The sequence below is a fragment of the Flavobacterium sp. genome (assembly GCF_027483985.1).
In the GTDB taxonomy this organism is placed as follows: Bacteria; Bacteroidota; Bacteroidia; order Flavobacteriales; family Flavobacteriaceae; genus Flavobacterium.
In genome coordinates this window covers 197,185-214,261 of the sequence record NZ_JAIXTJ010000042.1, presented here as the reverse complement: position 1 = coordinate 214,261, position 17,077 = coordinate 197,185, and the positions used below count along the sequence as shown (strand labels likewise).

The window sequence follows — 17,077 nt, the reverse complement described above, 5'->3', positions numbered from 1 at the left end:
TTGTTCCAAAAATTAATGACAAAACAAATCAACATACTATCTACCAAAAAGCTTTTACCAAATCAAAAGCAAGAGTTACTTGACGCCAATATTCATCTAATAGAAGAAGATTTTATCGAAACCAATATCAAGAATTTTGAACTTTCAAAAGTAAATGATAATCTAATTTTTACCAGTCAAAATGCAGTTCAAAGTGTTTTACAACATCCAAAATGCAATGAATTAAAAAGCAAAAATGTTTTTTCTGTTGGAATGAAAACCAAAGATTTATTGACGGAAAACGGATTTAATGTTATCGCCTACACAGGTTATGCCGCTGATTTAGCAGAAATCATTTCGTTAATTTATGGAAAAGAAAGTTATACCTTTTTCAGCGGAAATTTACGTAGAGATGTTTTACCAAATACACTAAAAGAAAACGAGATAACATTCAACGAAATCGAAGTTTATGAAACCAATATCACTTCAAAAAAAATTAAAGAAAAGATAGATGGCATATTATTTTTTAGTCCATCAGGAGTTGAGAGTTATTTCAAATTGAATACTATAAAAGAAGAAATGTGCTTTTGCATCGGAGAAACCACCGCAGAAGCATTAGAAAATAAAAAAGTAAAAAACATCATAATTGCAGACAAACCATCGGTTGAAAATGTAATTGATGAAGTTACAGAATATTATAAAAATTAGTTTAAGTTTCAAAGGCAACAACTTTTAAACTTTTAAACTCATAAACTTTTAAACTCATGATTAAAAACGACCTATTTTTAAGAGCATTAAACAATGAAACCGTAGAACGTCCACCAGTTTGGATGATGCGTCAAGCCGGAAGGTATTTACCAGAATTTAGAGCTTTACGTGATAAATACGATTTTTTCACACGTTGCGAAACTCCAGAATTAGCAGCAGAAATTACAGTTCAACCAATACGAATTGTAAAACCAGATGCAGCGATTTTATTTTCTGATATTTTGGTTGTGCCGCGCGCAATGGGAATTCACGTTGAATTGAAAGACAATTTGGGACCAATTATTCCAAATCCAATTCGTACAATGGAACAAGTAAATCAAGTTATTGTTCCAGACGTTAATGAAACATTAGGTTACGTTTTTGATGCCATCAAATTGACCAAAGAAATGTTGAACGATGAGGTTCCGCTTATTGGTTTTGCAGGTTCACCTTGGACCATTTTTTGCTATTGCGTCGAAGGAAAAGGATCTAAAAGTTTTGATACGGCGAAAGGATTTTGCTTTTCAAATCCTATTGCAGCACATACATTATTGCAAAAAATCACCGATACAACGATTCTATATTTAAAAGAAAAAGTAAAATCAGGAGTAAATGCAGTTCAGATTTTTGATTCTTGGGGCGGAATGTTATCGCCAGTAGATTATCAAGAATTCTCTTGGAAATACATCAACCAAATTGTAGACGCTTTAGCTGAAGATACTAAAGTTATTGTTTTCGGAAAAGGATGTTGGTTTGCATTAAACGATATGGCGAAAAGTAAAGCCTCAGCACTTGGTGTAGATTGGACTTGTTCAGCAAGAAACGCACGTTATTTAACAGGCGGAAAAATCACATTACAAGGGAATTTTGATCCATCTAGATTGTTATCACCAATTCCAACCATCAAGAAAATGGTACACGAAATGATAGACGAATTCGGAAAAGACAATTATATAGTAAATCTAGGTCACGGAATTTTACCAAATATTCCTGTAGATCACGCGAAGGCTTTTATTGAAGCGGTTAAGGAGTATAAACAATAGCTGTTAGCAGAAAGTTTTGAGTAATTCTATCGTGTTCCCAGAAAATTATAACTTTAATTTGAAATAAAATTATAACTCAATAAAATTGTATTTTTTAAAACACTAAAAAGAAATGAAAGCTGCTATTTTAAACAAAAATGATTTAAATACAGACATTAAAGAGCAAGTTTCTGAATTATTTCGTCAATTAAGTCCAAACAAAATTCAGTTGGATCTTGAAGAAATATTGAATAAAAAAAACCAAATTACAGTTGCATATTGCGAGGATAATAATAAAATAATTGGAATTGCATTAATGTGTACTTACAAAGTTATATCTGGAAACAAGGGTTGGATTGAAGATGTAGTTGTAGACTTAGCTTCACGTGGAAAAGGAATAGGAAGAAAATTAATAAACTTATTAGTTGAAGTAGGTGAAGAAAAAGAACTTTCTGAAATACTTCTTTTTACTGAAGACCATAGATTGGCTGCAATAAATTTATATTCAAGTGTTGGGTTTAAACTTAAAGACAGTAAGATATATTGTAAGAAAAAATAAAAAGAACTTTGGACAACTGTCGTGAAACGGCAGAACGCTATTAGCTTTAAGCTTAAAATAATGAAAAATAAATTCTACCAATACATACAAAATCTTCAAGACCAAATCGTTGCCGGATTAGAAGCAGTCGAAGGAAAAGCTAAATTCCGCGAAGACATTTGGGAACGTCCAGAAGGCGGCGGCGGAAGAACACGAGTTATAGAAAACGGAAACGTAATCGAAAAAGGTGGCGTAAACATTTCAGCAGTGCACGGAAAATTACCCGAAGCAATGCAAAAAATGTTCAACGTTGGCGAAGCCGATTTCTTTGCTTGCGGATTGAGTTTAGTGATTCATCCCAAAAATCCAATGGCACCAACCGTTCACGCAAATTGGCGTTATTTTGAAATGTATAACGAAAATGGTGAAATTATAAATTCATGGTTTGGTGGCGGACAAGATTTAACACCTTATTATTTATTTGAAGAAGATGCTATTCATTTTCATCAAACTTGCAAAACAGCTTGCGACAAACACAATACAGAGTTTTATCCAAAATATAAAAAACAATGCGATGCTTATTTTTGGAACGCACATAGAAATGAAGCTCGCGGACTTGGCGGATTATTCTTCGATTATTGCAAAGAAACCGAAGAAATGAAAATGGAAGATTGGTACAATTTCGTAACCGAAGTTGGCAATAGTTTTCTTCAAGCCTATGTTCCAATTTTAGAAAAAAGAAAAGATTTACCTTATACAGAAGCACAACGAACTTGGCAAGAAATCCGTCGCGGTCGTTATGTAGAATTCAATTTAGTGCACGATAAAGGCACACTTTTCGGACTAAAAACCAACGGAAGAATCGAAAGTATTTTGATGAGTTTACCACCAAATGTGCAATGGGTTTACGATCATCATCCAGAAGTTGGAAGCGAAGAAGAAAAATTAATCAAAGTATTAGAAAAACCGATAGACTGGCTGTAAGCTATTAGCCATTAGCGGTTAGCTCAAAAAGATGAGAGATTATAAAAAATATATTGTTTGGCAAAAATCACATGAGCTAGTTTTAGATATTTATAAAACTACTCGTGATTTTCCTAAAGACGAATTATTTGCATTAACCAATCAAATGAAACGATCTTCAAGTTCAATCCCAACTAATATTGCAGAAGGTTGTGGTAGAAATTCTGATAAGGATTTTTGTAGATTTTTATATATTGCATTTGGTTCAGCCAATGAATTAGAATATCAAATAATATTGAGCATTGATTTACAGTTTATACAAATTGAAAATGGTCAAAAACTATTATTTCAAATTGAAGAATTTAAAAAGATGCTTAACGGATTAATAACAAAATTAAATAATGCTAACAGCTAATTGCTGATAGCTAAAAGCTAAAAGATATGTTCCCATTACAAAGAGGCAGAAGATTACGCGTTAACGAATCCATAAGAAGTTTAGTTCGCGAAACCACATTAAGTCCATCCGATTTTATGTTTCCAATGTTCATTGCAGAAGGCGAAAATTATAAAGTTGAAATTCCTTCAATGGTTGGTATTTACCGTCGTTCGATAGATTTAACTGTTGAAGAAGTAAAAGAACTTTTCGCATTAGGAATTCGCGCCGTAAACATCTACGTAAAAGTTGACGAAAGCCTAAAAGACAACACCGGAAAAGAAGCTTGGAATCCTGACGGATTGATGCAAAGAGCCATCAAAGCAATAAAATCGGCTTGTCCAGAAATGATTGTTATGCCCGATGTTGCCTTAGATCCATATTCCATTTACGGTCACGACGGAATCATCGAAAACGGTGATATTGCCAACGATGCAACCAACGATGCCTTAGTAAAAATGGCCGTTTCTCACGCACAAGCTGGAGCCGATTTCGTAGCACCGAGCGATATGATGGACGGACGCGTTTTGCGTTTACGCCAAGGTTTAGACGCTGCTGGTTTCCATAATGTTGGAATTATGAGCTATTCTGCAAAATATGCATCAGCTTTTTACGGACCATTTCGTGATGCTTTAGATTCTGCTCCAAAAGAAGCCGATGTCGATGCTGAGCCTGTTGAAGTACCAAAAGACAAAAAAACCTACCAAATGGATTACGCCAACCGCATAGAAGCCATCAAAGAAGCACTTATGGATGTTGAAGAAGGTGCCGATATGGTAATGGTAAAACCAGGAATTGCTTATCTTGATATCGTTCGCGAAGTAAAAAACGCCGTGAATGTGCCAGTTACCGTTTTTCACGTTTCCGGCGAATATGCAATGATCAAAGCTGCTGCCGAAAGAGGTTGGTTAGACCACGACAAAATTATGATGGAACAATTAATGTGCATCAAACGCGCCGGTGCAAGTTTAATTTCGACTTATTTTGCTAAAGAAGCTGCCATTATTTTGAATAAATAGGAGCGAATGGCTTGGGATTTATCAGTGATGGCATTTCCTGCTGCCTTTCCAAAACTCGCAAAAAAAGCGAGGTTTTTCCCTTGCATCAGGGCTAAAAAGTGAATGAATTGAATAAATGTAATTAGTAAAAATGAAAATCAATATACTATTTCTTCTACTTTTTGTATTCGTATCTTGTAAAAACGAACCAAATACACCATTAGAAGAAAACCAAGTTCCCGAAGTTCCAACTTTAGATAAAGGATTGGTTTTGTTTCAAGAAAATAATTGTGCAGCTTGTCATCAACCCGACAAAAAAGTAATCGGACCAAGTCTTCAAGAAATAGCCACAATCTACAAAAAACAAAACGGAAACCTAATTGCTTTTCTAAAAGAAGAAGCCGAACCTATCGTTGATCCGGCAATGTATGAATCAATGAAAATTAACCTTCAGGTAACTAAAATGATGACCGATGAAGAATTGCAATCATTAGAATTGTATTTATTAAGTCATTCAAAATAACAAACATTTATGTAAAATTTGTATTTTTATCAAATGCAAATAGCCTTCATAAAATCACCACTCGGAATCACTAAAATTGAAGGTGACGATAATGGAATTTCTGTAATTTCTGTTTTATCAGAAGGTGAACTTTCCACAAAAATTCCTAACGAACTCCAAGAAGCCGTTTCGCAACTTCAAGAATATTTTGAAGGAAAACGTAAAGATTTTGATATTAAGTTGAATCCAAAAGGCACTGATTTCCAAAAGAAAGTGTGGCAAGAATTACTCAATATTCCTTTCGGAAAAACCATATCTTATCTCGATTTATCTAAAAAATTAGGCGATGTCAAAGCCATTCGAGCAGTAGCATCAGCCAACGGGAAAAACCCACTTTGGATTGTAATTCCGTGTCACCGAGTTATTGGAACAGATGGTTCATTAACAGGTTACGCTGGTGGATTATGGCGCAAAAAATGGCTACTCGAACACGAAACACCTAGCAATCAGCAAAGTTTATTTTAAGAAATTGAACACGAATTACTCAAATTATCACAAATAATATTTTTCAAATCAAATAATTTAGTATTTTTAAATTCTAATCAATTTCGTGAAATCATTATGTTTTTATAGTTTCGTGAGAATTCGTGAAATTTGTGTAAAAAATCTAAATTATGATAGAAAAAATCCGTCTAGACAACATCTTATTTCTTGATATAGAAACCGTTCCGCTGGAAGAAAATTTCAATTCACTTGACGATGAAATGAAACATCTTTGGGAACTAAAAACACAATACCAACGAAAAGATGATTATACAGCCGAAGAATTTTATGACAGAGCCGGAATTTGGGCTGAGTTTGGTAAAATAGTCTGTATTTCTGTAGGTTATTTTACAACCAAAGGAGACATTCGAAACTTTAGAGTGACTTCATTTTTCGGAGAAGAAAAGAAGATTTTATTAGATTTTAATAACCTTTTAGCCAATCATTTCGATGGTTCTCAAAATATACTTTGCGGTCATAATGCGAAAGAATTTGACTTTCCGTTTATAGCGCGACGAATGATTATTAATAATGTTTCAATTCCAAACAAATTAAATTTATTTGGAAAAAAACCGTGGGAAATTCAGCATTTGGATACATTAGAACTGTGGAAATTTGGCGATTATAAGCATTTCACTTCTTTGAAATTACTTACTAAAATACTAGGAATTCCTTCTCCAAAAGGCGACATCGACGGAAGCCAAGTCGGACACGTTTTTTATGTAGAAAAAGACATCGACCGAATTGTGACTTATTGCGAAAAAGATGTTATAGCTGTTGCTCAAGTGTTCCTTCGCTTTAGAAAAGAAGAACTATTGATTGAAGAGGAAATTACTCATATTTAAAATTGAATTTGATTTTTAAAATTGACTATTGAAGTTGATTTTGAATAAGTACATTTACACAAAATAAATAAGTTATGGTTTTAAGTAGGTTTTGGTTAGTAATTTTTATTTCGTCAATTATTTTTGTTGTTTTTAGTTTATTCTCTGGAAATAACTATACAATTGACTTTGTGCTAAACGGAAAAAAAGACGATCCAATTTTAGTTTCTGAGAAATATCTTCAAGATTTACCTGCTTTTATAAAAGACAGTATTGAAAAGGCTCCAGAAAAAACAATGGTCATCAATCGCGATACTTTGAACATCGATTCTACTTATGTTTTTTCTAATAAAGTTGTAAAAATTTATAGTGGAAAACAAAAATCAGATGGATTGTTGCCAACTTGCAAAAGTACTTTGTTAGATTTGATTTTACCTTTAATGGCCTATCTAGCATTTTTCTGCGGATTGATGGAACTTTTAATAATTTCCGGCGCATCTGAAAAATTAGCGAAAGTACTGAGTCCAGTATTTGTAAAGGTCTTTCCAAGTATTCCCAAAAATCATCCTTCCATTTCTTATATGACATTAAATTTTGCGGCCAATTTCTTAGGATTAGACTCAGCAGCAACACCATTCGGATTAAAAGCAATGGAAAGTTTACAAGAAATAAATCCCGAAAAAGACAAAGCCAGTGATGCGCAAATTATGTTTATGTGTTTGCACGCTTCAGGACTTACATTAATTGCAACTTCAATAATTGGATATCGAGCAGCTGCCGGTGCTGTAAATCCAGCCGATGTAATGTTGCCTTGTATAATTACTTCTTTTATTGGAACTATTGCTGCTTTTCTAATTGTAGGTGTTAAACAAAAAATTAATTTTAAAAGTGCTTCTCTAATTGTAGGATTAATGGTTTTAATTGCTGCAATTATTGGATTATTGATGTATGTAAATCAGTTAGATTTAATTGGTAAAAATTATTTCACATCTAATTTGTCAGCATTGATTTTGGTAGTAATTATTGCTTTTACATTGATTTTATCTTTCGTTAAAGAAAAGAAATTTACCGAAGCTAATACCACAGTTTATGAAGCTTTTGTAGTTGGAGCCAACAATGGTGTTAAAACAGGAGTGACTATTTTTCCTTATGTTTTGGGTATGTTAGTGGCGATTTCGTTGTTTAGAAACAGTGGTTTATTTGAAATTATAAGCAATTGGATTGCTTTTGGTTTTTCTAGTTTGGGTGTGGCAAAAGAAATTACGGATGCACTTCCTGTAGCGATGCTTAGACCTTTTAGTTCAGCCGGTTCAAGAGGATTTTTAATTGATTCGATGAATACTTTTGGCGCCGATTCAATGACAGGAAGATTGAGTAGTATTTTTCAATGTAGTGCTGAAAGTACGTTTTATGTGATTGCAGTTTATTTTGGTTCAGTAAATATAAAAAATACTAGATACGCTTTAGGAACAATGCTTTTAGTAGATGTAATTTGTGTGATTACTGCAATTTTTGTGGCTAGTTGGTTTTTTTAGTGTTTTCCTGCAAGGTTTCCAAAACCTTGTAGGTATAAATGAAAGTCTATGAAATTAGAAGTTTTAGAAAGAGACCATTTCTACCACATTTATAATAGAGGAATAAATAGTGAAAATATTTTTTTATCCGATGATAATAAATCCTATTTTTTAAAATTACTTTCAAAACATTTAGACGGTAAAATAGAAGTTTTTGCTTATTGTTTAATGGATAATCATTTCCATTTTCTTATCAAATTAGTTGATGATGAAAAGGCAGTAACTCAAGCATTTTCAAATTTTTTTAATTCTTATGCAAAAGCTTTTAATAAACAAAACAATAGAACAGGTAGTTTATTCGAAAAACATTTTAAAAGGATAAAAATTCAAGATGAAAATTACGTAAGAAACATTATTCAATATATCCATCTAAATCCGAAACATCATTTAAATATAGATTATAAAACTTATAAGTTTTCTTCTTTTCAATCAATTATTTCCACTAATCAAACCAAGTTAGCTAGAACCGAAGTTTTGAGTTACTTTGACAACATTGACAATTTTATCATTTGTCATAATTTTAAAAATGATTTTTTAACAGAAAAATTTACTTTTGAATAGACAATTAAAATCTTGCAAGGTTTTCAAAACTGCGTTAGTATAAATCTTAAAAATAACAATAAACAAACCTACAAGGTTTTGGAAACCTTGCAGGTTATACGTAACTTTACACTTCAAAAATATTTCACAATGGACTTTATATATCAAGATCCGTATCCGATATTAAAAGACGATACACAATACAAAAAACTTACTTCTGATTACGTAAAAGTAGAGCAATTTGGCGACAGAGAAATTCTTACTGTTGATCCAAAAGGATTAGAATTGTTAGCACAAGAAGCCATGAACGATGTTTCATTTATGTTGCGAACAGCACATTTACAAAAGCTAAACAATATTTTAACCGATCCAGAAGCGACAGATAATGATCGATTTGTAGCCTACAATTTATTGCAAAACGCCTCTGTTGCTGTTGAAGGTCAGTTGCCATCTTGTCAAGATACTGGAACGGCAATTGTAATGGCAAAGAAAGGCGAAAATGTTTATACTGGAGTTGATGATGCCGAATGGTTATCAAAAGGAATTTTTAATACGTTTCAAAATAAAAATCTTCGTTACTCACAAATTGTTCCGATTTCGATGTTTGAAGAGAAAAATTCAGGTTCGAATCTTCCAGCACAAATTGATATTTATGCCAAAAAAGGAGCATCGTATGAGTTTTTGTTTTTAACAAAAGGTGGTGGTTCTGCTAACAAAACTTTCTTATATCAAAAAACAAAGTCTTTGTTGAACGAAAAATCAATGGAAGAATTTGTCCGAGAAAAAATTAAAGATTTAGGAACATCTGCTTGTCCGCCATACCATTTAGCTTTAGTTATCGGTGGAACATCTGCTGAAGCAAATTTATCGGCAGTAAAAAAAGCTTCTGCAGGTTATTTTGATCATTTGCCAACTACAGGAAATATGTCCGGTCAAGCGTTTAGAGATGTAGCTTGGGAACAAAAAGTATTAGAAATTTGTCAAGAAAGCGCTATTGGAGCTCAATTTGGAGGAAAGTATTTTGCACACGACGTTAAAGTTATTCGTTTGCCACGTCACGCTGCGTCTTGTCCTGTTGGATTAGGAGTTTCGTGTTCAGCCGACAGAAATATAAAAGGTAAGATAACAAAAGATGGTGTTTTCTTAGAACAATTAGAAGTAAATCCTGGTCAATTTTTACCAGCAACTCCACCACATTTAGAACCAGCTGTTGAGGTTGATTTAAATCGTCCGATGCCTGAAATTTTAGCCGAATTATCTAAATATCCAATCAAAACTCGTTTGAAATTAAATGGAACTTTAATTGTTGCGAGAGATATTGCGCACGCCAAAATTAAAGAATTATTGGATGCTGGAAAACCAATGCCAGACTATTTTAAAAATCATCCAATATATTATGCTGGACCAGCAAAAACTCCAGACGGAATGCCATCAGGAAGTTTCGGACCAACGACAGCAGGAAGAATGGATGTTTATGTAGAAGAATTTCAAAAAGCTGGTGGAAGTATGATTATGCTTGCCAAAGGAAATAGAACCAAAGAAGTTATGGATGCTTGTAAAACTTACGGAGGATTCTATTTAGGTTCTATTGGTGGACCAGCTGCGATTTTAGCGCAAGATAATATCCTTAAAGTTGAGGTTGTAGATTTCGAAGAACTAGGAATGGAAGCCGTAAGAAAAATTACTATTAAAGATTTCCCAGCTTTTATTATCACTGATGATAAAGGAAATGATTTCTTTGCTAATTTGTAAAAAAAAATAGTTTTCCTGCAAGGTCTTTTTTGACCTTGTAGGTTTAACAAATACATACCTACAAGGTTTTAAAAACCTTGCAGGACTAAATATAAAAAATATGCCTTTTAAAGAATCCTTTTCAGAGTTTTATACCAAAGTTAAATTTAGTTTAGATGATGGAACTTTTGCCAAATTAACTTTAGCAAAAACCATCGGAAATGCCGAATTGATGAATATTTACGTTCGTCCAATAATGGATGAAGCGGTTCTGAAATTGGAATTAAAATTTAAGTTTCAGCAAGAAGAAATTATTGAAATTTATACGATAGAAAATGCTTTTCCGAGATTATTAGAATTCATAAATAATCCTTTTTTAAGTGCAATTTTATTCACTACAGAATTTGATTTGACCTACAAATTGAATAAAAAGCGAGCAGTGAGTTTGGTAGAACAATTTCCAACTTTTGGAAACGCCAACGAAGTTTTATTAGAGTATTTAGCTAGCCATTAATAGTTAATTCTTAGCTTTTTTATTTTTTAATTTTAGGTAATCTTCTCTAATATATTTGTTACAATCATCAATTAGTATTTCCCCATTTTTCAAGTAATAAAAAGCGGAATCTTTTCCATTTTCTTTATAAACAGAATCGCCAACATTTATTTGATAATAAATTTTGTTTGGAATTCTAACCTCATAAGAGCCATTCAAAATCATAAATCTAGAAGCTCTTGCGTAATCTCCATCTTCTTTTTTATCAGTTATCTTTCCGTTGAATTCTGTTTTTTGGCTTTCCAGATATTTTTCTCTTTTGTAGTCTAATGAATTGCTTTGATAAATAGATATAGTCACAAGAACTATAGCAATTGGTATAAAAACATAAGCTAAATTTTTTCTAACTTCGGATTCCTGCTTTTCCAATTCTTGTTCTGGTTTTATCATGGTTATATCTTCTAGAAAATTCCATGTTCACAAGTAACTAATCAATAACCATCTCTGGAATTTCTCCTTCAATTATCAATTCTGCTTCGGTTGACGCTATAATGTGTTCTACAGAAACTCCTGGTGCGCGTTCTAATAATTTGAACCCGTTAGGAGTGATTTCTAAAACAGCTAATTCTGTAACTACTTTTTTAACGCAAGCAACTCCGGTTAATGGTAAGCTACATTTTTTTAAAATCTTACTCTCACCAGCTTTATTAACGTGCATCATTGCAACGATAATATTTTCTGCAGAAGCTACTAAATCCATTGCGCCACCCATTCCTTTTACCATTTTTCCCGGGATTTTCCAGTTGGCGATGTCTCCATTTTCTGAAACTTCCATTGCGCCAAGAATAGTCAAATCTACTTTTTGAGAGCGTATCATTCCAAAGCTGAAAGCTGAATCAAAAAAACTCGCACCAGGTAAAGTGGTTATGGTCTGTTTTCCTGCATTGATGATATCGGCATCTTCTTCACCCTCAAATGGAAATGGTCCCATTCCTAGAACACCGTTTTCGCTCTGAAATTCTACTGAAATATCAGTGCGAACATAATTGGCAACCAAAGTTGGAATACCAATTCCTAAGTTTACATAATAGCCATCTTTTACCTCTTTAGCTATTCGTTTTGCTATATCGTTTTTATCTAATGCCATTGCTATGCTCTTTTGCGAGTGGTTCGTTGCTCAATTCTTTTTTCAAATTTTTCACCTTGAAAGATTCTCTGAATCATAATTCCTGGAATATGAATTTCATTTGGATTTAAACTTCCTGCTGGAAGAAGTTCTTCAACTTCGGCAATAGTTATTTTTGCGGCACCAGCCATCACGGCATTGAAATTTCTGGCAGTTCCTTTGAAAATTAAATTTCCGGCTTCGTCACCTTTCCAAGCTTTTACTATAGAATAATCGGCTTGGTAGGCAAGTTCCATTACGTGCATTTTTCCGTTGAACTCTCTGGTTTCTTTTCCTTCAGCAACTTCAGTTCCGAATCCGGCAGGAGTGAAGAAAGCTGGAATTCCTGCTTGAGCAGCACGGCATTTTTCGGCCAATGTGCCTTGTGGAGTAAGTTCAACATCGAGTTCACCTGAAAGCATTTGACGTTCAAATTCTGCATTTTCTCCAACATAAGAAGAAATCATTTTTTTGATTTGTTTTTTTTGGAGTAATAATCCCAAACCAAAATCATCCACTCCAGCATTATTTGAAATGCAAGTCAAATTGGTCGTTTCTTTTTTCACTAATTCTTCGATAGAATTTTCTGGAATTCCGCAAAGTCCAAAACCACCAAGCATGATGGTCATATTATCTTCAATTCCTTGAAGTGCGTCTTGAACGGAGTTAATTTTTTTATTGATCATAAGTATAACTATGAAATTTATTTTTAGAATTTAAAGACCAAATTCGTCAGTATTTTGTTCTTCGGTATCGGTTGAATCGGTTGCAACAGATACTTTTGGTGGTGTCCAACAATCTACTTTTATTGAAAAATTATCAGGTCGTTCAAACTCATCTTTAGATATTTGAAGGTCTTTGTCTTCATAACATTTTTCCATAAAATAACCCCAAATTGGTAAAGCGGCAGTTGCACCTTGTCCATAAGTGATACTTTTGAAACGAGCCGAACGATCTTCACACCCAACCCAAACACCGGTTACAAGATTTGGCACCATTCCAATAAACCAACCATCAGACTGGTTTTGAGTAGTTCCAGTTTTACCGGCAATAGGATTTTTAAACATATAAGGATATCCTGTCCAGCGGTTGTCACCACTTCCGCCACCTTCTGTTCTAAGTCGTTCTCCAGAACCACCTTCGGTAACTCCTTCTAATAATTTTATTACGGCAAAAGCAACGTCTTTATTTAAAACGTCGTGCGATTCGGGAACTGGCTCATAAATTATAGCACCATTTTTATCTTCAATTCTAGAAATAAATTGTGGTTTGATGTAAACACCTTGGTTAGCAAAAGTACTGTACGCTGCTACCATATCGTGAACCGTAATGTCAACAGCACCAAGAGCAATTGCTGGTTGTACAGGAATTTCGGTAGTAACACCTAATTTTTTGGTTAAATCAACCACTGCTTCTGGTCCGGTTTTGTCTATTAATTTAGCTGAAATGGTGTTTATTGAATTTGCTAAAGCTTTTTTCAAGGTTACCATGCCGCGGTATTTTTGATCGGAATTTCTCGGTTCCCAATCTTCTGTTACGTGATGGCGTCCTTTTCTAATTATAAAAGGTCCGTCAATTATGGTGTCGCAAGGTGACATTCCTAATTGCTCAATAGCTGTTGCGTAGACAAAAGGTTTAAATGTAGAACCTACTTGTCTAGCACCTTGTCCAACGTGATCATACTGAAAATATTTATAATCAATTCCACCAACCCAAGCTTTAACTTGTCCGCTTTGAGGTTCCATAGACATTAAACCAGCTTGTAAAAAGTGTTTATAATACCTTATAGAATCTAAAGGTGTCATTACTGTATCGCGTTCTCCTTTCCAGGTGAAAACGGTCATTTTGGTTTTTTTGCTAAACGATGCAATAATTTCTTCATCCGTTTTTTCATCGGCTTTTAAAATTCTCCAACGTTCCGAGTTTTTCATTGCTTGTTTGATAATTTTATCAGTTTCAGCATCAGTAATATTGACGAATGGAGCGTTTTTGTTTCCTTTTTGTTGGTTCCAAAATTCTTCTTGCAGATTTTTCATATGAGCCAAAACTGCTTCTTCTGCATGTTCTTGAATTTTGGAGTCAATTGTAGTGTAAATCTTTAAACCATCACCGTAGATGTCATATTCCTCTCCATCGGGTTTTTTTTTGTTTTCTTTAACCCAATTCTTCATGTAATCACGAAGATATTCTCTAAAATAGGTTGCCGTTCCGTCAAGATGACTCTCAGGATGGAAATCAAGTTTTATAGGTTTTTTTTCTAAAATTTTTCGTGCAGATTCTTCAATATGTTTATTACGAACCAATTGTCCTAAAACGATATTTCTTCTTTTTAACGCTCTTTCTGGAAAACGGTTTGGATTAAATCTTGAAGGATTGGTTAACATTCCTACTAAAAGAGCACTTTCTTCCACATTTAAATCACGAGGTTCTTTGCTAAAATACACTTTTGAAGCCGAGCGAATTCCAACCGCACCATTTACAAAATCAACTTGATTTAAATATAATGCAATAATCTCTTGTTTGGTATATTGTCTTTCTAATCGGATGGCAATAATCCATTCTTTCGCTTTTTGAATCATTCTAAACGGAAGAAATTTTGATCCTTCACCGTGGAATAAATTTTTTGCTAATTGTTGGGTTATTGTACTCGCACCTCCATTTTGTCCTAGTCTTAAAGCTGCACCAAATGTTCGTTTTGCATCAATTCCAGAATGTTCGTAAAAGCGTTCATCTTCGGTCGAAACTAAGGCATCAACTAATGATTTTGGTAAATCTTTATACTTGATTGCTGTTCTATTTTCGTTGTAGAATTTCCCTAATGTAACTCCATCAGAAGAAATAATTTCTGTTGCAAGATTAGAATCTGGATTTTCTAAATCTTCAAATGAAGGCATTTTCCCGAAAAGTCCCCATGAAGCAAATAAGAAGAAAAGAAAAAGTCCACCAAGACCATAAAAAAATAGTTTCCAAAACTTTTTGGAGTAGTATTTTACATCTTTTACTTGGCCTTTATTTTGTGTATTATTTTTTTGTGCCATAATTTTTTAGTCTAAAGATTCAACTCTAAAACCTATTTCTGTAATTCCTTTCAAGTTTTCGACGCCAGTAACTTTTCCGGTTTGTCTAACGGCTTGTTTTATGTGTATTTTGTATGTTCCTTTTAATTTAAATTCTTCTTTATCTTTATAGAATAGTTTGCTTTCTTTAACATCAGAAAAACCTTCACCAAGAAGCGTTCCATCAGGATCTGCCATTTGATATTCTAAAGTGTCGACTACGGTTTTTTTATTTGGTTGTTCCATTGCAACAATTAAAAATAGGTTGTTGAATGGATAGTCATTGTTGCCTCTAACATTTACATATAAATTGTATTTTTTAAAGGCATCAAATTGGGGTAAATTGAAAGTTACAGTACTGTCTTTATGCCAAGAATTACCAACAGATTTATACTCGTCAAAAACACGTTTTTTATCACATGAAACAATTAGAATCGCTAGTAAAAGAAGCAGTAAACTATTTTTTATCTTCATTCTTTTTAATGATTATAGGTCTTTTATTTTGTGGTTTTTGATTTGAATTTTCAGCTTTTTTTGGTTCGTTTGGATTTGGTTTTCCTTGGTTTTGTTTTCCTTGGTTTGGCTTATTGTGAATTGGTTTATTCTGATTTGATTTAGCTTGATTTGGGTTTCCTTGGTTAGGTTTGTTGGTCTCAGCTACTTTTTCAGGTTGATTTGGATGGGCAGCTTGAGCTTTGTTTTTATTTCTGTTTTTATTGTTTTTGTTCTTGCTTTTTTTAGGTTGGTCAAAACGCGTTAAACTTTCTTGACCCATTGCATTATTAAAATTAGCTTCTTGTTCAATAACAATTTCGATTGCAAAATCTTCTAAAGATGAAACTCTAATTTTTTGTTTATTTTGAGTAACAATTTCTTTTACTTGATCAATTTTTAAAACGTGCCAATTTGCAAAATTATCAGTATAGGCAAACCACATTAAACCTTTAAAGATGTCTTGTTTTTGACATATAGCATCACCTTTTTCTGTATAAAGTTTGGTATCAAAATCAGGAAAATCTTTTAAAGCGTCAAGATAGGTGTCTAGTTCATAGTTTAAACAACACTTTAATTTTCCGCATTGTCCGGCTAATTTTTGCGGATTCAAGGAAAGTTGTTGGTAACGAGCTGCTGATGTATTTACACTTCTAAAATCGGTTAACCAAGTTGAACAACACAATTCTCGACCGCAAGAACCAATTCCTCCAAGGCGTGATGCTTCTTGACGGAATCCAATTTGTTTCATCTCAATTCTTGTCTTGAACGTTTGAGCAAATTCTTTGATTAATTGACGAAAATCTACTCTATCTTCGGCTGTGTAATAGAAAATCGCTTTCGAACCATCTCCTTGAAATTCAATATCAGAAATTTTCATTTGTAATTTTAAAGCAATAGCAATTTCACGTGCTTTTACTTTCATTGGTTCTTCTTTGTCGCGAGCTTCACTCCAAATATCGATATCTTTTTGTGATGCTTTTCTATATATTTTTGGTATTTCAGCACTTGTATGGTCGGTACCTTTTTTCTTCATTTGTACTTTAACCAATTCACCAGTTAAAGTTACAATTCCTACGTCGTGTCCTGGAGAAGCTTCAGTAGCTACAATATCACCAATGCTTAACGTTAGTTTTTCGGTATTTCTATAAAATTCTTTGCGTCCGTTTTTGAAACGTATTTCTACACAATCAAAAGGTGCTTCGCCACTTGGTAAATTCATATTTCCTAACCAGTCAAAAACGGTTAGTTTGTTGCAGCTATCAGTGCCGCAGGTTCCATTATTTTTACAACCCTTTGGTGCGCCACCATCAGAAGTTGAACAACTTGTACATGCCATAATTATATATGTAGTATCGCAAAAAGCGATTTAAGTTTATAAAACGATTAATTGGTAAAGATAGTATTTTTATAAAATAAATTCCAATAAAAAAAATCCCAAAATCCATCGCTTTAAAGCCTAATGAAAATTGAGATT

General features: G+C 33.4%; 19 protein-coding genes. 13 read left to right on the top strand and 6 right to left on the bottom strand.

The window, feature by feature from the left end; all coding sequences use genetic code 11:
* Positions 1-15: 15 nt before the first annotated feature.
* From Q0050_RS11265 to Q0050_RS11205, 13 genes are all read left to right on the top strand, one after another.
* Positions 16-687 carry a uroporphyrinogen-III synthase gene (locus tag Q0050_RS11265; protein ID WP_298395670.1) on the top strand — a complete coding sequence of 224 codons (672 nt, stop codon included), beginning with the start codon at positions 16-18 and terminating at the stop codon, positions 685-687.
* A gap of 56 nt (positions 688-743) precedes the next feature.
* Positions 744-1,769 (top strand): uroporphyrinogen decarboxylase, encoded by a 1,026-nt coding sequence (gene hemE, locus Q0050_RS11260; protein WP_298395667.1) that lies wholly within the window; start codon positions 744-746, stop codon positions 1,767-1,769.
* A 112-nt stretch (positions 1,770-1,881) separates the two neighbouring features.
* Positions 1,882-2,307, top strand: coding sequence for a GNAT family N-acetyltransferase (locus tag Q0050_RS11255; protein ID WP_298395664.1), 426 nt, complete (start codon positions 1,882-1,884; stop codon positions 2,305-2,307).
* Positions 2,308-2,367: 60 nt separating this feature from the next.
* Positions 2,368-3,270: an oxygen-dependent coproporphyrinogen oxidase gene (gene hemF / locus Q0050_RS11250; RefSeq protein ID WP_298395661.1), complete on the top strand. Its 903-nt coding sequence runs from the start codon at positions 2,368-2,370 to the stop codon at positions 3,268-3,270.
* A gap of 31 nt (positions 3,271-3,301) precedes the next feature.
* Positions 3,302-3,664 carry a four helix bundle protein gene (locus Q0050_RS11245; protein WP_298395658.1) on the top strand — a complete coding sequence of 121 codons (363 nt, stop codon included), beginning with the start codon at positions 3,302-3,304 and terminating at the stop codon, positions 3,662-3,664.
* A 26-nt stretch (positions 3,665-3,690) separates the two neighbouring features.
* Positions 3,691-4,701: a porphobilinogen synthase gene (gene hemB / locus Q0050_RS11240; protein ID WP_298395655.1), complete on the top strand. Its 1,011-nt coding sequence runs from the start codon at positions 3,691-3,693 to the stop codon at positions 4,699-4,701.
* 130 nt (positions 4,702-4,831) lie between these two features.
* A complete protein-coding gene (locus Q0050_RS11235) occupies positions 4,832-5,203 on the top strand; it encodes a c-type cytochrome (RefSeq protein WP_298395652.1) in 372 nt (123 codons plus the stop codon).
* A 33-nt stretch (positions 5,204-5,236) separates the two neighbouring features.
* Complete coding sequence (locus tag Q0050_RS11230) at positions 5,237-5,707, top strand: methylated-DNA--[protein]-cysteine S-methyltransferase (protein ID WP_298395649.1); 471 nt, start codon at positions 5,237-5,239, stop codon at positions 5,705-5,707.
* A 149-nt stretch (positions 5,708-5,856) separates the two neighbouring features.
* On the top strand, positions 5,857-6,570 hold the full coding sequence (locus Q0050_RS11225; RefSeq protein ID WP_298395646.1) for a 3'-5' exonuclease: 714 nt from the start codon (positions 5,857-5,859) through the stop codon (positions 6,568-6,570).
* A gap of 74 nt (positions 6,571-6,644) precedes the next feature.
* Positions 6,645-8,084, top strand: a complete 1,440-nt coding sequence (locus tag Q0050_RS11220) for a nucleoside recognition domain-containing protein (RefSeq protein WP_298395643.1) — start codon at positions 6,645-6,647, stop codon at positions 8,082-8,084.
* Positions 8,085-8,132: 48 nt separating this feature from the next.
* Positions 8,133-8,684 carry a transposase gene (locus tag Q0050_RS11215; RefSeq protein WP_298395641.1) on the top strand — a complete coding sequence of 184 codons (552 nt, stop codon included), beginning with the start codon at positions 8,133-8,135 and terminating at the stop codon, positions 8,682-8,684.
* A gap of 129 nt (positions 8,685-8,813) precedes the next feature.
* Entirely contained in the window at positions 8,814-10,415 is a 1,602-nt protein-coding gene (locus Q0050_RS11210; RefSeq protein ID WP_298395638.1) for a fumarate hydratase, read from the top strand.
* 100 nt (positions 10,416-10,515) lie between these two features.
* Positions 10,516-10,908: a hypothetical protein gene (locus Q0050_RS11205; RefSeq protein ID WP_298395633.1), complete on the top strand. Its 393-nt coding sequence runs from the start codon at positions 10,516-10,518 to the stop codon at positions 10,906-10,908.
* A 3-nt stretch (positions 10,909-10,911) separates the two neighbouring features.
* On the opposite strand, the gene Q0050_RS11200 is transcribed toward Q0050_RS11205, so the two are convergent.
* From Q0050_RS11200 to Q0050_RS11175, 6 genes are read right to left on the bottom strand one after another with little or no spacing between them, the layout of a single operon-like run.
* A complete protein-coding gene (locus tag Q0050_RS11200) occupies positions 10,912-11,337 on the bottom strand; it encodes a hypothetical protein (RefSeq protein ID WP_298395631.1) in 426 nt (141 codons plus the stop codon).
* A 37-nt stretch (positions 11,338-11,374) separates the two neighbouring features.
* On the bottom strand, positions 11,375-12,034 hold the full coding sequence (locus tag Q0050_RS11195) for a CoA transferase subunit B (RefSeq protein WP_298395629.1): 660 nt from the start codon (positions 12,032-12,034) through the stop codon (positions 11,375-11,377).
* A gap of 2 nt (positions 12,035-12,036) precedes the next feature.
* Positions 12,037-12,738, bottom strand: a complete 702-nt coding sequence (locus Q0050_RS11190; protein ID WP_298395626.1) for a CoA transferase subunit A — start codon at positions 12,736-12,738, stop codon at positions 12,037-12,039.
* 30 nt (positions 12,739-12,768) lie between these two features.
* On the bottom strand, positions 12,769-15,090 hold the full coding sequence (locus Q0050_RS11185; RefSeq protein ID WP_298395623.1) for a transglycosylase domain-containing protein: 2,322 nt from the start codon (positions 15,088-15,090) through the stop codon (positions 12,769-12,771).
* Between the two features lie 6 nt (positions 15,091-15,096).
* The gene (locus Q0050_RS11180) at positions 15,097-15,582 is read right to left on the bottom strand and encodes a gliding motility lipoprotein GldH (RefSeq protein WP_298395621.1); all 486 of its coding nucleotides are present in this window, start codon (positions 15,580-15,582) and stop codon (positions 15,097-15,099) included.
* On the bottom strand, positions 15,566-16,939 hold the full coding sequence (locus Q0050_RS11175) for a regulatory iron-sulfur-containing complex subunit RicT (protein ID WP_298395618.1): 1,374 nt from the start codon (positions 16,937-16,939) through the stop codon (positions 15,566-15,568). Before Q0050_RS11175 ends, Q0050_RS11180 begins: the two co-directional genes overlap by 17 nt.
* Positions 16,940-17,077: the final 138 nt, after the last annotated feature.

What these genes read in the sequence shown, in the direction of transcription:
- Q0050_RS11245 (WP_298395658.1), top strand. Translation starts at nt 3,302, where the DNA reads ATGAGAGATTATAAAAAATATATTGTTTGGCAAAAATCACATGAGCTA.
- Q0050_RS11220 (WP_298395643.1), top strand. Translation starts at nt 6,645, where the DNA reads ATGGTTTTAAGTAGGTTTTGGTTAGTAATTTTTATTTCGTCAATTATT.
- Q0050_RS11175 (WP_298395618.1), bottom strand. Translation starts at nt 16,939, where the DNA reads ATGGCATGTACAAGTTGTTCAACTTCTGATGGTGGCGCACCAAAGGGT.
- Q0050_RS11255 (WP_298395664.1), top strand. Translation starts at nt 1,882, where the DNA reads ATGAAAGCTGCTATTTTAAACAAAAATGATTTAAATACAGACATTAAA.
- Q0050_RS11225 (WP_298395646.1), top strand. Translation starts at nt 5,857, where the DNA reads ATGATAGAAAAAATCCGTCTAGACAACATCTTATTTCTTGATATAGAA.
- Q0050_RS11215 (WP_298395641.1), top strand. Translation starts at nt 8,133, where the DNA reads ATGAAATTAGAAGTTTTAGAAAGAGACCATTTCTACCACATTTATAAT.
- hemB (WP_298395655.1), top strand. Translation starts at nt 3,691, where the DNA reads ATGTTCCCATTACAAAGAGGCAGAAGATTACGCGTTAACGAATCCATA.
- Q0050_RS11195 (WP_298395629.1), bottom strand. Translation starts at nt 12,034, where the DNA reads ATGGCATTAGATAAAAACGATATAGCAAAACGAATAGCTAAAGAGGTA.
- Q0050_RS11235 (WP_298395652.1), top strand. Translation starts at nt 4,832, where the DNA reads ATGAAAATCAATATACTATTTCTTCTACTTTTTGTATTCGTATCTTGT.
- Q0050_RS11185 (WP_298395623.1), bottom strand. Translation starts at nt 15,090, where the DNA reads ATGGCACAAAAAAATAATACACAAAATAAAGGCCAAGTAAAAGATGTA.
- Q0050_RS11190 (WP_298395626.1), bottom strand. Translation starts at nt 12,738, where the DNA reads ATGATCAATAAAAAAATTAACTCCGTTCAAGACGCACTTCAAGGAATT.
- hemE (WP_298395667.1), top strand. Translation starts at nt 744, where the DNA reads ATGATTAAAAACGACCTATTTTTAAGAGCATTAAACAATGAAACCGTA.
- Q0050_RS11205 (WP_298395633.1), top strand. Translation starts at nt 10,516, where the DNA reads ATGCCTTTTAAAGAATCCTTTTCAGAGTTTTATACCAAAGTTAAATTT.
- Q0050_RS11230 (WP_298395649.1), top strand. Translation starts at nt 5,237, where the DNA reads ATGCAAATAGCCTTCATAAAATCACCACTCGGAATCACTAAAATTGAA.
- Q0050_RS11200 (WP_298395631.1), bottom strand. Translation starts at nt 11,337, where the DNA reads ATGATAAAACCAGAACAAGAATTGGAAAAGCAGGAATCCGAAGTTAGA.
- Q0050_RS11265 (WP_298395670.1), top strand. Translation starts at nt 16, where the DNA reads ATGACAAAACAAATCAACATACTATCTACCAAAAAGCTTTTACCAAAT.
- hemF (WP_298395661.1), top strand. Translation starts at nt 2,368, where the DNA reads ATGAAAAATAAATTCTACCAATACATACAAAATCTTCAAGACCAAATC.
- Q0050_RS11180 (WP_298395621.1), bottom strand. Translation starts at nt 15,582, where the DNA reads ATGAAGATAAAAAATAGTTTACTGCTTCTTTTACTAGCGATTCTAATT.
- Q0050_RS11210 (WP_298395638.1), top strand. Translation starts at nt 8,814, where the DNA reads ATGGACTTTATATATCAAGATCCGTATCCGATATTAAAAGACGATACA.